The following is a 13972-nucleotide window of genomic DNA, read 5'->3' on the forward strand; positions in this document are numbered from 1 at the left end:
AAAGTGCCTGCGCAACGATCATGCTGCGTTGAAAACAGGCTGGTGCGCCCTCGCCTGTTTTCACCTTGCCACGCCTTACCGTTGATCAGCCAACCCGACCTACCCCGCGTCCTCGACCTTGGGAATCAAAGCACTGGCATCCAGGTCGCGCATCAGCTCGGTAAGCATCTGCCGTTGGTTTTCGGTGATCGGCGGCGGCACATACCAGGTGCCCACGCTCATGCCCTCACGCTTGTAGCTGAAGGTGCGCAGCAACTCGCCGTCCTTGTAGACCTTGCCGGTAAGGTTATGCACGTAGCTGTAGGGCATCGGGAACGTCAGCAGCGTCAGGGCGTTGAGCGCGACCAGAAAACCAGCCCCTTCCCCTGGCGGTTGGCTGATGACCAGGGCGTAACCCTTGCGCGGTAGCCCGTGGTCGACGAAAGAGAACGCGCCGGACGACCTGACTGCGCTGGTCAGCTCGTCACGCTCCTGGACGTCGAAGCGGGTGTAGCCATCCGGCAGCACAAACAGGCTCATCGGCACGTAGGGCTTTTGCGCGTGATAGCCCAACGGCTTCATCGACGGGTTACAGCCACCGAGCAATGCCAGCCCGGCCGCCATCAGCGCCGCCTTGACCAGGTTGTTCATCGCTGCGCCTCCAGCGGCTTGCTGGCCTGGTTGGCGGCCTGCATGTCACGGGCGAAAGCACGGGCGACCCGACGGATGTTTTCCTCGCGCTCAGGAATACCGAGGTCGAGCAGCCAGGCGTACTTGGCCATGTAGTTCTCATAGTGATAGCGCTTGAGCACCTTGCCATCACGCATCACGGTGAAGTCGGCCTTGGTGTCCAGGTCACTCTGCAAGGGCAACAGGAACAGAGTGGCGGCACTGAGGAACAGCAACGGTGCAGGCGCAACCTTGCGCTGGGCATCCAGCTTGACCATCACCTGGGTCTGCCCTTCGCCTGCGGCACCGTTCTCGACCTTGCTGAACACGCCGCTCTCGCGCAGGTAATTGCGCAGCTCGGTGCCGTGTTCGAGCGAATCGACCATTACTGCGATCGGCGGCAGGTAATCCTGGCCTGCCTCGATGCGCGGATCGGGCAAGGTCTGGGTACCTGCGCAGCCGGCCAGCAGCAGGCTGGCGCTGAGGAACAGAGTCTTTTTCATTGCTGGGTTTCCTGGGTACGGGTCACTTCGCCGGCTGGGCGGCTTGGGGCAGCGGCATGACGAAGGGGAATGCCGGCGCCATGTTCAAGTTCAGGGCCTGCAGGGGTGGCAACCCGGGGGTGTAGCGCCGGGCGATCACTTCATCGCGCGGCTGTTGGTCGCCATGAAAGAACAGGCACGCGGAAAGCCCGAGGCAACGCGAACGGAATTCGCCGATGTAGTACGCCTTGCCTGCTTCCAGGTGCATGGGCACAAGAAACTGTTCCCGTGCCCGGATGGAGCTGTAGCCACCGTTGTAGCCGTTCCAGAAGAACTGGAAGTCATAGAACTCGTAGTCGCCGGGCTTGAGGGGCATGACGAACACGCTGGCCTCGCCGGGCAACGCCTGCTTGTCGGGGCCGCGCACCTCTTCGATGTCTTTCGGGGTGTGGGCCACCTCGGCGAAACCCCACCATGCCGCCGCGCCGTCCTGCGCGCCACGTTTGCGCAGGAGGATGCGTTGGTTGGTGTAGGCACTATCGCGGCCAAGGGGGCCGATGCTGCCTACCAGGTACGTTACTGGACCACCAGCGGCAGGTTGCAGGGCCTCGCTGACCAGGGCGGGGGATTTGGCGGCGCAGCCGGTAAGTAGGGCAAGCGGTAACAGACGTGCGAACGCACGGAGCAATCCAGGCATGAAAAATCCTTGGGGCGGGTCTCGATCCATCGGCAGCTGCAATCAGCGAGCAAGCACCTCAGCTGCGGGGGCGCAATGATATAGCGGGGCAAGGGATCAGGCGAGCAGGAATACGGCCTTTTGCCACCAACCTTGCGCAGGCGCTATCGCCCTCCCTCAATCCGAGCATCGACAACGCATTGAGCCGAACGCCCCATTGGTCAGGCGGTCATGGCGGATCGCCTTCAGGGGGCTATCGTTGCTTGTCTGGGCGACCACGACCGACGAGGGCGGTGCCATGAATACCAGTGATCTACTCGAACAGCTGCTGCGGGCCGGACAAGCTTCGCAGATGCAACAAGGGAGCGGCGGCAGGTCATCGCAAGACAGCCTGGGTGGCTTGGGTGGTTTGCTTGGCGGCCTGCTTGGCGGCGGCGGTACGACGGCTGGTGGTGGCCTTGGTGGTTTGCTGGGCGGTCTGTTGGGCGGCGGTGGCAGCAACACTGGCGGCTCTACCCAGGGGCGTTCCGCGGGCGGCGTCAATTACGCGGCCCTGGCGTCACTGGGGATGATGGCATTCAAGGCCTATCAGAACTGGCAGCGCAGCCAGGCGGCAGCCCCGCAGCAGGCGGTCCGCACGGTGGATCAACTGTCCGGCTCCGAGGCCGAGGATCACAGCCATGCGATCCTGCGCGCGCTGATTGCGGCGGCCAAGGCCGATGGGCGCATCGACCAGCAGGAAGAACAGTTGATCTACGCCGAAATCAAACGCCAGACCAGCGACCCGCAACTGCAGCAATGGCTGGATGAAGAAGTCAGCAAGCCACTCGATGCTGCCGAGGTGGCGCAGTCGGCGCGGGACCCGGCCATGGCCGCGGAAATGTACCTGGCCAGCGTGATGCTGGTGGATGACCAGCAGGAAGCAGAGCGGGCCTACCTGGATGAGCTGGCCGGCGCACTGCAACTCGATCCGGCATTGCAGGTGCATCTGGAGCAACAGGCCAAGGGCGTCGCCTGACTTGGATGCGATGCCTGCGCTCGCCATTGATCCGCGGCCAGAGTGGGCAAGGCTTTCGCGACGACGGCCTTGGGGCGATCGCTACCATCTGCGAGTGATCGCTTACGACTCAAAATACTCGCCCCAACCTGTCGGACCGGACAACCGTTCCCAGACAAAGCGGAGCGTTAACTCCTACTTTGACTTCCCAGACTCAAGTAGAGGAATGCCATGCTCAATGAAACAAACGATAACCGCCCTGTCTATCAAGCAGCCTGCCATTGTGGGACGGTGCAATTCTCATTGCGCTTGACCGACGGCACGCATACAGCGCGTAGGTGCAACTGCTCTCTCTGCCGTATGCGTGGTGCCGTGGCGGTATCAGCTAACCTGGGCGACATCACTGTTACCAAAGGGGAAGAGGCGCTGACTCTTTATCAGTTCAACACACGCGAAGCAAAGCACTACTTCTGCTCGAAGTGTGGCATCTACACCTTCCACCAGCGCCGTTCTGCGCCTGATCAGTATGGAGTCAATGTGGCCTGCATTGAGGGCATGAGCCCATTTGACTTCCCAGAGGTGCCTGTCAGTGAAGGTCGGATTCACCCCAAAGACCGTGTAGTCGCAGGTTCCGAGGTTGCAGGATGGGTGCGATACGAAAGCACCGCAGAGTGACTGCACAGCCTGCCTGGAGACCGTGCTGCGAGGGCGTGTGGCTCTCGCTGCGAAGAGCACGTCCATCGACCCAAAGCCGCCTGTCACGGTCCTGTTGATCAGGATAGGCTTGGCCGGGAGCCCGGCCAAGCAGGTTGACACATCACAGCCGGGGATCGTTTTCCCACGTGGTGCCGTAGTAGTCGTGGATACCTCTGCCCCAAGTCGGATCACTCATGTTTGGCCAGTTGTCCTTATCGAAGCCTGGGGCGTTCTTCAGGCGGTCCTTGTCGGCATCAAGGACGAAGCGCTTGTTCACCGTATCCAGGCGCAAAGCCCCCCACGGCACGGCGAACAGCTTTTCACCCATCCCAAGGAAACCGCCGAACGACAGTACAGCGTACGCAACCTTGCCGCTGGCGGTGTCCAACATGATTTCCTTGATGTCACCCAAGTCTTCGTCTTGCGTGTTATACACGTCGTTGCCGATGAGGGTATCCGCCCCCATCAGCCGCGGCCCCGGTCCGCGGTCTCCCTCGACAGTGAAATCGGTCCGTCCCTTGTACATACCGTACTTGTCGCGTTCTTCGAAGTTCATAGTGCGCTCCTGGCCGGAGGCCATAGGCAGTGAGCATCTCGACGCTTGGTTCAAGGCTGCTCGGGTGACGCCGGCGGAGATGCCCGGCGTGATCAGACATTTTTTAACCGCACGGTATCTTTCCTGCGTCAGCAAGGCTGGTAGGAGAGGCGGGCGGGACAGCGAGCGACGGGCTAGGACACTAAGCTTCGAGGGCCTGGATCCGTTGCTGCGGTGCTCAGAATAGGAGAGTGATGAGCATCATCAGCCGTTCGCTATTTGCGACCAGCGGTGGGACGTGGAGACGACTGAAGCGGCATCGTCTCAGATCGAGCGCTGGTTCACACGGGCAGAGAGTTGCTCGGCGTTTTCCTTGCGTTCCGAATAGCGATCCACCAAGAACGCCTGGCGGTCGCGCAACAGAACGGTGAACTTCACCAGTTCTTCCATGACGTCCACCACACGATCGTAGTACGGCGAGGGTTTCATACGCCCGGCGTCATCAAACTCAAGGTAGGCTTTGGGCAGCGAAGACTGGTTGGGAATGGTGAACATGCGCATCCAGCGGCCAAGCACGCGCAACTGGTTGACCACGTTGAATGACTGCGAGCCGCCACACACCTGCATGACCGCCAGGGTCTTGCCTTGAGTGGGGCGAACCGCACCCAGTGCCAGAGGAATCCAGTCGATCTGCGCCTTGAACACTGCTGACATTGCACCGTGGCGCTCTGGCGAGCACCAGACCTGGCCTTCCGACCACTGCACCAGATCACGCAGCTCCTGCACCTTGGGGTGCTCGACAGGCACATCGTCAGGTAGCGGCAGGCCCGAAGGATTGAAGACCCTGGTCTCGGCACCGAAGTGCTCCAGCAGGCGTGCAGCTTCCTCCACCAGCAGGCGACTGAAGGATCGTTCGCGGGTCGATCCATACAGCAACAGGATGCGCGGTTTGTGCTCGCTGGAGCGGGTTGCCGCTGGCGGTAGATCGAACAGCGAGAGATCGAGATTAGGCAGTTGCTCGGACATGTTTCCTCCTGCTGTATGGACCGGACACATGGTGGACACGTGTGCGGAGACATGGTTGACACTTTTCGGCAAGCAATCTGCCGGGAATACGACCATGCCTTGGAACGCGAGAGATGCCATGAGCTTAAGAGAAGAGTTCGTTAGCCTGGCCAATCACCCGGGCGCCAATATGAGGGAGCTATGCCGCCGGTTCGGCATTAGCCCTCAGACGGGTTACAAATGGCTCAATCGATTTCGACAGGAGGGCTTGCTCGGCTTGAAGGAGCGCTCTCGAAAGCCAGCCGTCAGCCCTCGCAAGACTCAGCCTGGGCTAGAAGAGGAAGTGATTGCCATCCGTAAGGAGCACTCCACGTGGGGTGGCCGAAAGATCAGTCACCTGCTTGATCAGCGCATCTGTGCCAGTACCGTAACCAATGTCCTGCATCGGCATGGATTGATCACCGCGGAGGCCTCCGAGGCGGCTAAACCATGGACACGCTTTGAGCGCGAAGCCCCGAATGATCTGTGGCAGATCGATTTTAAAGGTTTCTTCCAAACGGCTCAGGGACCTTGTTATCCGCTGACGCTGATTGATGACCACTCACGCTTTAACCTTGTGATACAGGCCTGCACACATCAGCGCACAGGGTTGGTCATGGAGCACCTGACCGATCTGTTCAGCCGGTATGGACTGCCCGTGCAGATCAACGCGGATAATGGCTCGCCCTGGGGGGCGCCAAGAAATCCCGGAGAACTCACACCGCTAGGTATCTGGCTGGTTCGTCTGGGAATTCGACTGACTTTCAGCAGGCCAGGCCACCCACAAACCAATGGCAAGGATGAGCGATTCCACCGGACGCTCAAGGCCGAGGTACTAACCGGGCGCAGTTTTCGGGATCTGCGAGAAGCGCAAGAAGCTTTCGACCTCTGGCGGGGCATTTACAACTACAAGCGTCCTCATCAGCAGTTGGGCTACAAAGTACCGGCAGATCGCTACCAGATGAGCAGGCGGGCTTTCCCAAGCCGTCTACCGCCCGTTGAATACGGTCCCGATGATATTTTGGTGAAACCCTACAGCAGTCAGTTCCGCTTCAAGAAACGCTCATTTCGGATAGCCAAGGCGCTAGCAGGCTATGTGTTGGCGCTCCGCCGCAGCGATCAAGGGCCTGACCATTTTGATGTTTACTTCTGCCAGCACAAGCTGCGAACCATCGACTTCAACAACCCCGACGGTAAGCGATAATGTGTCCACCATGTCCCCGCACATGTGTCAGCGATGTCTCAAGTCCATACATCCTGCTCAAAGCGTAGCGATGCGATCCAGCTCGTTTTTGAGCTGCTCACGGTCGAGATTTTCGAATGGCAGGGCGAAGAAGGCCTGGCAGCGAGACTGGATCCGGGCCAGCGTGGCGCGGAATGCAGCATCGACCGACGCTTCGTCAGCCACGACAGCGGACGGATCCTCCAGCCCCCAGTGCGTCTTCAGCGCAGGGCTGAAATACACCGGGCAGGCTTCGCCGGCAGCGTTGTCGCAAACGGTGATGACGATGTCAGGAGGGCAACGCTCGAACGCGTCATTGCCCTTGCTGCTCAGACCCTCGATCGAGATGCCGGCATGCTGCAAGGTGGTCAGGCTGCGAGGCAACACTTGGCCTTTCGGGAAACTGCCGGAACTGACGGCTTCAAATCCGTGAGGCGCCAGGTGATTGAACATGGCCTCGGAAAGGATGCTGCGGCAGCTGTTGGCCGTACACATGAATAGGACTCGCATGAAAGCTCCTGCGCTTCGTGGCGGGTTTCAGAGGCTAAGGCGCAATGCCAGAGCCGAAAGGGTGATCAGTAGAACTGGCAGCGTCAGCAGGATGCCGACTTTGAAGTAGTAACCCCAGGTGATGCGCATGCCTTTGCGCTCCAGCACGTGCAGCCAGAGCAGCGTGGCGAGGCTGCCGATGGGGGTGATTTTCGGGCCGAGGTCGCAGCCGATGATGTTGGCGTAGATCATCGCCTCGCGTACCAGCCCTTGCGCCTCGCTGGCCTGGATCGACAAAGCGCCGATCAGCACGCTGGGCATGTTGTTCATGACCGAGGACAGCAATGCAGCGATCAGCCCGGTGCCGATGGCGGCACTCCACAGCCCTTGCTGCGCAAGGCGGTCGAACAGGTGGGTGAGCATGTCGGTAAGGCCGGCGTTCTTCAGCCCGTATACCACCAGGTACATACCGAGGGAAAAGATCACCACCTGCCAGGGTGCCTCGCGCAGCACACGCCGGGTCGAGATGCGATGGCCACGGGCGGCGACGGCAAGCAGGATCGCTGCACAAGTTGCTGCTACCGCACTGATCGGGATACCCAGTGGCTCCAGGGCGAACAGGCCGATCAGCAACACCAGCAGCACCCAGCCACCAACCTTGAAGGTTGCGCGGTCATGGATTGCCTCGTTTGGCATCTTCAGGGCCGCGACCGCGTACTGTCTCGGGATATCACGGCGGAAGAACAGGAACAGCACCAGCAGGGTTGCCGACACGCTGGCGAAATTCACTGGCACCATCACCGCAGCGTATTCGCTGAAGCCCAACCTGAAGTAGTCGGCCGAGACGATGTTCACCAGGTTGGAGACCACCAACGGCAGGCTCGCCGTGTCGGCGATGAAGCCGGCGGCCATGACGAAGGCCAGTGTCGCGGCGGGCGAGAAACGCAGCGCGAGCAGCATCGACATGACGATAGGTGTGAGGATCAGCGCCGCACCATCGTTGGCGAACAGCGCCGACATGGCGGCGCCGAGCAGCACACAGAAGGCGAACAGGCGATAGCCGCTGCCGTTTGCCCAGCGCGCCACGTGCAGCGCGGCCCACTCGAAGAAACCGGCCTCATCCAGCAGCAGGCTGATGATGATGACGGCGATGAAGGTGACGGTGGCGTTCCAGACGATGGCCCACACAGTCGGGATGTCGTGCAGCGAAACGGCGCCTGCCGCCAGGGCGATGAGGGCACCGAGCGCTGCGCTCCAGCCAACGCCAAGCCCCTTCGGCTGCCAGATGACCAGGATGAGGGTGAAAACGAAGACTGCAATCGCTACCAGCATGATGACCTCGTACAGTGATGATCAGCAGCAGGCAGCGTCACGAACGGGGCGACCGTCCATGTTCTGCAGGCGCAGGGTGTTCTCTGCCAACCATTGCGTGTTGGCCTGCAGTGTCGCCTGCAAGATCTCGTGTACCCAGGAGGGCAGATCCGGGTTGAGGCGGTAATACACCCATTGCCCTTGGCGGCGGTCCAGCAGCATGCCACTGCTGCGCAGCTGCGCCAGGTGGCGACTGATCTTCGGCTGGCTGTCGTTCAGCGCGCACATCAGCTCGCAGACACACAGCTCACCGAGACTGGCGATCAGCAAGCTGGCGCGAGCACGGGTTTCGTCAGACAGGCTCTTGAACACATCGGGCGGGGTTATCATGGCTGCACCAATACATATGGAGATACGAATATACGGATTTCCATATGTATATTGCAAGCGGGTTCAGGCGTGCCAGGGGTGGTCAGTTTTCGCGGTACAACAATCGATCACACTGATGATTACTATCGAGCGCCCCGTCTGTCGGCTCGGCAAATCCGTCTCTTATAATCGCCAACCATTTTTCCCGCTCCCCGGTCCGCCCCAGGCGGCATCCCCCATGGAATCCAACACCATGTCCAGCGTCACTCCGCCGTCTCACGGCCGCCCCGAACACAGTCAACAAAGCGTCAGCCAACAGTGGCTGGCGATTCTCTCGGTCGCCGTGGGCGCCTTCGCCCTGGTCACCAGTGAGTTTCTCCCGGTGGGCGTACTCAACGATGTCGCCAGCGACCTGGGCATCAGCGCCGGGCAGGCTGGCCTGATGGTCACCCTGCCCGGCATCATGGCCGCCCTCGCCGCGCCCTTGCTGTCGGTGGGCATCGGCGCCCTGGACCGTCGTTACCTGCTGATCGGCCTGACGCTGATCATGATCCTCGCCAACGCCGTCGTGGCCTACGCCAGCGACTTCAGCCTGCTGCTGTTCGGCCGCGTGCTGCTGGGCATCAGCATCGGCGGTTTCTGGGCGACCGCCATTGCCCTCAGTGGCCGGCTGGCACCCAAGGGCGTGGGCGTGGCCCAGGCCACCTCGATCATCATGGTCGGCGTGACCCTGGCCACCGTGCTGGGGGTGCCGGTCGGCACCTGGCTGAGTGGCCTGATGGGCTGGCGCATGACCTTCCTGGCCACCGCGCTGGTAGGCGTGCCGGTGCTGCTGGCGCAGATCTTCCTGCTGCCGCGGCTCACCCCTGACAAAGCCATTCGCATCAGCGACCTGCCGGCGCTGTTCGTCAATCCGCAAGCGCGGGTCGGGTTGATCGCGGTACTGCTGATCGGCCTGGCGCACTTTGCCGCCTATACCTATGTCGCACCGTTCTTCAAGCAGAGCGCCGGTTTCGATGGGCCGACCATTGGTTCGCTGCTGTTGCTGTATGGCGTGGCCGGGGTGATCGGCAACGTCTTCGCCGGTTTCGCCGCCAACCGCAGCGTGCGCCACACCCTGTTGCTGGTCGCCCTGATGATCGGCATCAGCACCGCCCTGTTCCCCTACTTCGCCACCGGCATGACCGGCGCCGCGATGCTGATCGCGCTGTGGGGCTTCGCCTTCGGCGCATTCCCGGCCTGCGCCAGTATCTGGATGTTCGTGGTGGCGCCCAAGGACGTCGAACGCGGCATGCCGCTGTTCGTCGCCATGTTCCAGGTGATCATCGCCTTGGGCTCGTTCTTCGGCGGGCGCATCGTCGACCAGCTGGGCAGCGCGGTGCTGTTGAGCTTGGCCACGGCCCTGGTGGGCTGCGGTTTTGTCGCGGTACTGGTACTCGGGCGCAACGTCTCCAATCGGATGGCGGCGCAGCCTTGCTGACCGATTGCGCTGGATAACACTGGGCAGCAGCTGGCCTCAGGAGGACACGAGCGGCAAGGCGAACACCTCGATGTGCGGTATGGTTGCACCATCGCTACGGCGTTGCTTATCAACGCCGCGCCCCTCCGGAGACCAGCATGCTGCGTGTTTTTGAACGATGGCTCGACCCTTTCCCACCTGATGAGATTCCACCGCCACCGCTAGGCCTGCTGCGCTTCTTGTGGGCCTGCACGCGGGGCGCGCGCGGGTACATCCTGGCCCTCGCGCTGTTCAGTGCTGGCGTGTCGATCTATGAAGCCTGGCTGTTTTCCTTCCTTGGCCAGGTGGTCGACCTGCTTCCCGCCTGGCAGGCGGGCGGCGCAAGCGAACAGGAAAGCCGCGTGCTCTGGAGCATCGGCGGCGTGCTGCTGGGCAGTATCGTGCTGGTGGCCCTGCGCACCCTGATGCAGCACCAGGTGCTGGCGATCAACCTGCCGCTGCGCCTGCGCTGGGATTTCCATCGGCTGATGCTGCGCCAGAGCCTGTCGTTCTTCTCCGACGAGTTTTCCGGCCGGGTCACCACCAAGGTGATGCAGACCGCGCTGGCCGTGCGCGAGGTGCTGTTCACCCTGATCGAGGTCCTGCCCGGCATCGGCGTGTACTTCATCGCCATCATCGCCCTGGCCGGCGGTTTCGCCCTGCAACTGATGCTGCCGTTCCTGGCCTGGGGCGCCCTGTTCGGGCTGGCCATGCTGTACTTCGTGCCGCGCCTGGGCAAGGTCGGCCAGGAGCAGGCCCATGCGCGGTCATCGATGACCGGGCGCATCTCCGACGCCTACACCAACATCACCACGGTAAAACTCTTCTCTCATTCCAAACGCGAAGCGCACTTTGCGCGGGCGGCGATGGAAGACTTCAAGCTCACCGGATTTCGCCAGATGCGCCTGGTCAGCCAGTTCGAGATCGTCAACCAGGCGCTGGTGGTCGGCTTGATCCTGGACGCCGGCGGCTATGCCCTGTGGCTCTGGCACCAGGGCCAGGTCGGCGCGGGCGCCGTGGCGGCGGTCACGGCCATGGCCCTGCGGATCAACGGCATGTCGCACTGGATCATGTGGCAGATGACCTCCCTGTTCGAAAACATCGGTACCGTGCAGGACGGCATGGCCACCCTGACCCGCGGCCCCAAGGTGCAGGATGCGCCCGACGCCGGCACGCTGGTGACCCGCGGTGGCGCGGTGACCTTCGACAAGGTGAGCTTCAACTACAACGGCGAACGCCAGGTGCTCGATGATCTGACCCTGCACATCCGCCCCGGCGAAAAAGTCGGCCTGGTGGGCCGCTCCGGCGCCGGCAAGTCCACGTTGATCAACCTGCTGCTGCGCTTCTACGACGTCAACAGCGGCGAGATCCGCATCGACGGGCAGAACATCGCCCAGGTCACCCAGGACAGCCTGCGCAGCGCCATCGGCATGGTCACCCAGGACACGTCGTTGCTGCACCGTACCATCCGCGACAACATCGCCTATGGCCGCCCCGAAGCGACCGAGGCACAGATCCGCAGCGCCGCGGCCAACGCCCAGGCCGATGGTTTCATCAGCCAGCTGAGCGATCGGCAAGGCCACAGCGGTTACGACACCCTGGTGGGCGAGCGTGGCATCAAGCTGTCCGGTGGCCAGCGCCAGCGCATTGCCATTGCCCGGGTAATGCTCAAGAACGCGCCGATCCTGTTGCTCGACGAAGCCACCAGCGCCCTGGATTCGGAGGTCGAAGTCGCGATCCAGGAAAGCCTCGACGACATGATGCAGGGCAAGACCGTCATCGCCATCGCCCACCGCTTGTCCACGATCGCCGCCATGGACCGGCTCATTGTCATGGACGAGGGGCGCATCATCGAACAAGGCAGCCATGCCGAACTACTCGAAAAAAACGGCACCTATGCACGCCTGTGGCGGCATCAGAGCGGGGGTTTCCTGGGCGAGGACCAGGGGCTGGTCGAGGCTGTGGAGTAGCGCTCGGCATTGCACGTCGATCCTGGAACAGTACACCGCGGCGAATATTCTTGCGCGGCGTGCATCCAGATCGGCGGCTGGCGGGTACTGGTAATGGGCGGTCCGTGAGCGCCCAGCCAAATGACCTTTCAGGAGCACTGCCCCATGAACATCGAATCCTCCGCCTGCCTGCTCGCCTGCAGCCTCGCCCTGGTGCTGCAGAGCGCCAACGCCCAGTCCATGCTGCCGGATGCCGTCAAGGTTCCCGATGGCCACAATGTCATGCTCGAAACCGTCGGCGTCGGCGAGATCACCTATGAGTGCCGCGACAAGGCCAACACCCCCGGCCAGACCGAATGGACCTTCGTCGGCCCCAAGGCGGTGCTCAACGACCGCTCCGGCAAACCCGTGGGGGACTACTTCGGCCCACCAGCCACCTGGCAGGCCAAGGACGGCTCGAAAGTCACCGGCACCCAGCTGGCGGTGGCCCCAGCGGCCAAGGGCGACCTGCCCTATCAGTTGGTCAAGGCCAATCCAGCCGAAGGCCAAGGTGCCATGCAGGGGGTCAGCTACATCCAGCGCCTGGCCACCCGCGGCGGCGTGGCGCCGGCGAGCGACTGCACGGCGCAGAACAAAGGCACGCAGCAGATCGTCAAGTATCAGGCCGACTACGTGTTCTGGACCGCCAAGTGAAAGTTGACTGAGAGGACGCCCTGCAATCGATCATCTACGCTCGTTGGCAAGCCCCCGGCCACATGGCCGGGGTAACCTGCGTGACACAAGGAAGCCGCACACGTTGAACTCACCCGCCGCCACCTTCGATTTCGACCACTGCCTCACGGCCTGTGCGCAGGGTGACCGGCGAGCCTTGCAAGCGCTCTACGATCATGAAGGAGCGCGCTTGCTGGGCGTTGCCCGGCGCATAGCGCGTGACGACGCCACGGCACAGGACATTGTCCACGATGCCTTCATTCGTATCTGGACACGCGCCTCCAGCTTCGACCCCGCGCGCGGATCGGCGCGGGGCTGGGTCTACTGCATTACCCGCCACCTGGCGCTGAATGCCATACGCGACACCCGCCGTGAAACCGTGCTGGACGAAGCCGATATCGATATTGCGCCTCCGGCAAGCGGGGGGCTGGATGATGTTGAACTCTGGTCAGGCTCGGCAAAGATCTACCGTTGCCTTGAACAACTGCAGGCCGCACCGCGGCGCTGCATCCTGCACGCCTATGTGGATGGTTGCAGCCACGCCGAGATCGCCGTGCTGCTGGGCGCGCCACTGGGCACCGTCAAGGCCTGGATCAAGCGCAGCCTCAAGGCGCTGCGGGAGTGCCTGGAATGAAACCTGAAGTTGATAGCGAGCTGGACGCCCTCGCCGGGGAGTACGTGCTGGGGACACTGTCGCCCGAACAACACGCCGCGGTCGCCGAACGCCTGGGCACGGATCCCTCTTTGCGCGCCGCCGTGGATGCCTGGGAGGCCCGCCTGCTGGAGCTGACCACGCTGGCTGCCCCGCTGCCGCCGAGCGCCCGCCTGTGGGGCCGTATCCAGCGCAGCCTTGACGAATGTAGCGCACCTGCCACTGAGCAGCGTGCCCGCGGGTGGCAACGCCTCGGGCTGTGGCAAGGGCTGAGTGCCGCGGGGTTGGCCGCAAGCGTGCTGCTGGCCGTTCTCCTGCTCACTGCGCCACCGCCCACCACCCAGTACCTGGTGGTGTTGGTGGCGCCGAGCAGCCAGGCCCCGGGCTGGGTGGTGCAGGCCAGCGACAACCGCATGATCGAGCTGATTCCGCTTGGGCAGGACGAAGTCCCCGACGGCATGGCCCTGCAGTTCTGGACCAAAGGCGAGCGCTGGCGCACACCGGTCTCGCTGGGCCTGGTGCAGCCAGGCAAACCCTATCGCGTCCCACTGCAGAGCCTGCCGCCGCTGGAGGCCAACCAGTTGTTCGAGCTGACCCTGGAGAAAGCCGGTGGCTCGCCCACTGGGCTGCCGACAGGGCCCATCAAGTTCATCGGGCGTGCGGTCAAGGTGATTTGACCCCTTGCAAAACCAG

Annotated in this window: 16 protein-coding genes; 8 read left to right on the top strand and 8 right to left on the bottom strand. The window is 62.5% G+C overall.

Annotation, left to right across the window (positions count from 1 at the left end):
- Window positions 1–99 precede the first annotated feature (99 nt).
- The 3 genes from KSS90_RS15495 to KSS90_RS15505 are packed head-to-tail and all read right to left on the bottom strand — an operon-like array spanning window position 100 to window position 1827.
- Entirely contained in the window at window positions 100–630 is a 531-nt protein-coding gene (locus KSS90_RS15495) for a hypothetical protein (protein WP_217866275.1), read from the bottom strand.
- A complete protein-coding gene (locus KSS90_RS15500) occupies window positions 627–1151 on the bottom strand; it encodes a hypothetical protein (protein ID WP_110699588.1) in 525 nt (174 codons plus the stop codon). Before KSS90_RS15500 ends, KSS90_RS15495 begins: the two co-directional genes overlap by 4 nt.
- A gap of 22 nt (window positions 1152–1173) precedes the next feature.
- On the bottom strand, window positions 1174–1827 hold the full coding sequence (locus KSS90_RS15505) for a hypothetical protein (protein WP_104444015.1): 654 nt from the start codon (window positions 1825–1827) through the stop codon (window positions 1174–1176).
- A 277-nt stretch (window positions 1828–2104) separates the two neighbouring features.
- On the opposite strand from KSS90_RS15505, the gene KSS90_RS15510 reads away from it, so the two are divergent.
- A complete protein-coding gene (locus tag KSS90_RS15510; RefSeq protein ID WP_217866276.1) occupies window positions 2105–2824 on the top strand; it encodes a tellurite resistance TerB family protein in 720 nt (239 codons plus the stop codon).
- Between the two features lie 210 nt (window positions 2825–3034).
- On the top strand, window positions 3035–3478 hold the full coding sequence (locus KSS90_RS15515; RefSeq protein ID WP_217866277.1) for a GFA family protein: 444 nt from the start codon (window positions 3035–3037) through the stop codon (window positions 3476–3478).
- A 142-nt stretch (window positions 3479–3620) separates the two neighbouring features.
- Here KSS90_RS15515 and KSS90_RS15520 read toward each other — a convergent pair whose 3' ends face one another.
- Both KSS90_RS15520 and arsH read right to left on the bottom strand, forming a co-directional pair.
- A complete protein-coding gene (locus KSS90_RS15520) occupies window positions 3621–4055 on the bottom strand; it encodes a PRC-barrel domain-containing protein (protein WP_217866278.1) in 435 nt (144 codons plus the stop codon).
- A 303-nt stretch (window positions 4056–4358) separates the two neighbouring features.
- Window positions 4359–5060 (bottom strand): arsenical resistance protein ArsH, encoded by a 702-nt coding sequence (arsH, locus tag KSS90_RS15525; RefSeq protein ID WP_217866279.1) that lies wholly within the window; start codon window positions 5058–5060, stop codon window positions 4359–4361.
- A 94-nt stretch (window positions 5061–5154) separates the two neighbouring features.
- Here arsH and KSS90_RS15530 point away from each other — a divergent pair, with 94 nt between their 5' ends.
- Window positions 5155–6282, top strand: coding sequence for an IS481 family transposase (locus KSS90_RS15530; protein ID WP_217869717.1), 1128 nt, complete (start codon window positions 5155–5157; stop codon window positions 6280–6282).
- Between the two features lie 57 nt (window positions 6283–6339).
- Here the strand turns inward: KSS90_RS15530 and KSS90_RS15535 are convergent, their stop codons facing one another.
- From KSS90_RS15535 to KSS90_RS15545, 3 genes are read right to left on the bottom strand one after another with little or no spacing between them, the layout of a single operon-like run.
- Window positions 6340–6810: an arsenate reductase ArsC gene (locus KSS90_RS15535; RefSeq protein WP_217866280.1), complete on the bottom strand. Its 471-nt coding sequence runs from the start codon at window positions 6808–6810 to the stop codon at window positions 6340–6342.
- A 27-nt stretch (window positions 6811–6837) separates the two neighbouring features.
- Complete coding sequence (locus tag KSS90_RS15540; protein ID WP_217866281.1) at window positions 6838–8121, bottom strand: arsenic transporter; 1284 nt, start codon at window positions 8119–8121, stop codon at window positions 6838–6840.
- A gap of 21 nt (window positions 8122–8142) precedes the next feature.
- A complete protein-coding gene (locus KSS90_RS15545; RefSeq protein WP_217866282.1) occupies window positions 8143–8490 on the bottom strand; it encodes a metalloregulator ArsR/SmtB family transcription factor in 348 nt (115 codons plus the stop codon).
- 217 nt (window positions 8491–8707) lie between these two features.
- Here KSS90_RS15545 and KSS90_RS15550 point away from each other — a divergent pair, with 217 nt between their 5' ends.
- The 5 genes from KSS90_RS15550 (at window position 8708) to KSS90_RS15570 (ending at window position 13956) form a co-directional block, all read left to right on the top strand.
- A complete protein-coding gene (locus tag KSS90_RS15550; RefSeq protein ID WP_437180036.1) occupies window positions 8708–9949 on the top strand; it encodes an MFS transporter in 1242 nt (413 codons plus the stop codon).
- Window positions 9950–10086: 137 nt separating this feature from the next.
- A complete protein-coding gene (locus tag KSS90_RS15555; protein ID WP_217866283.1) occupies window positions 10087–11937 on the top strand; it encodes an ABC transporter ATP-binding protein in 1851 nt (616 codons plus the stop codon).
- Window positions 11938–12081: 144 nt separating this feature from the next.
- The gene (locus KSS90_RS15560) at window positions 12082–12609 is read left to right on the top strand and encodes a DUF3455 domain-containing protein (protein ID WP_217866284.1); all 528 of its coding nucleotides are present in this window, start codon (window positions 12082–12084) and stop codon (window positions 12607–12609) included.
- 103 nt (window positions 12610–12712) lie between these two features.
- Window positions 12713–13261, top strand: a complete 549-nt coding sequence (locus tag KSS90_RS15565; RefSeq protein WP_217866285.1) for a sigma-70 family RNA polymerase sigma factor — start codon at window positions 12713–12715, stop codon at window positions 13259–13261.
- Window positions 13258–13956, top strand: coding sequence for an anti-sigma factor (locus KSS90_RS15570; protein ID WP_217866286.1), 699 nt, complete (start codon window positions 13258–13260; stop codon window positions 13954–13956). Before KSS90_RS15565 ends, KSS90_RS15570 begins: the two co-directional genes overlap by 4 nt.
- Window positions 13957–13972: the final 16 nt, after the last annotated feature.

Source organism: Pseudomonas maumuensis, from assembly GCF_019139675.1.
In the GTDB taxonomy this organism is placed as follows: Bacteria; Pseudomonadota; Gammaproteobacteria; order Pseudomonadales; family Pseudomonadaceae; genus Aquipseudomonas; species Aquipseudomonas maumuensis.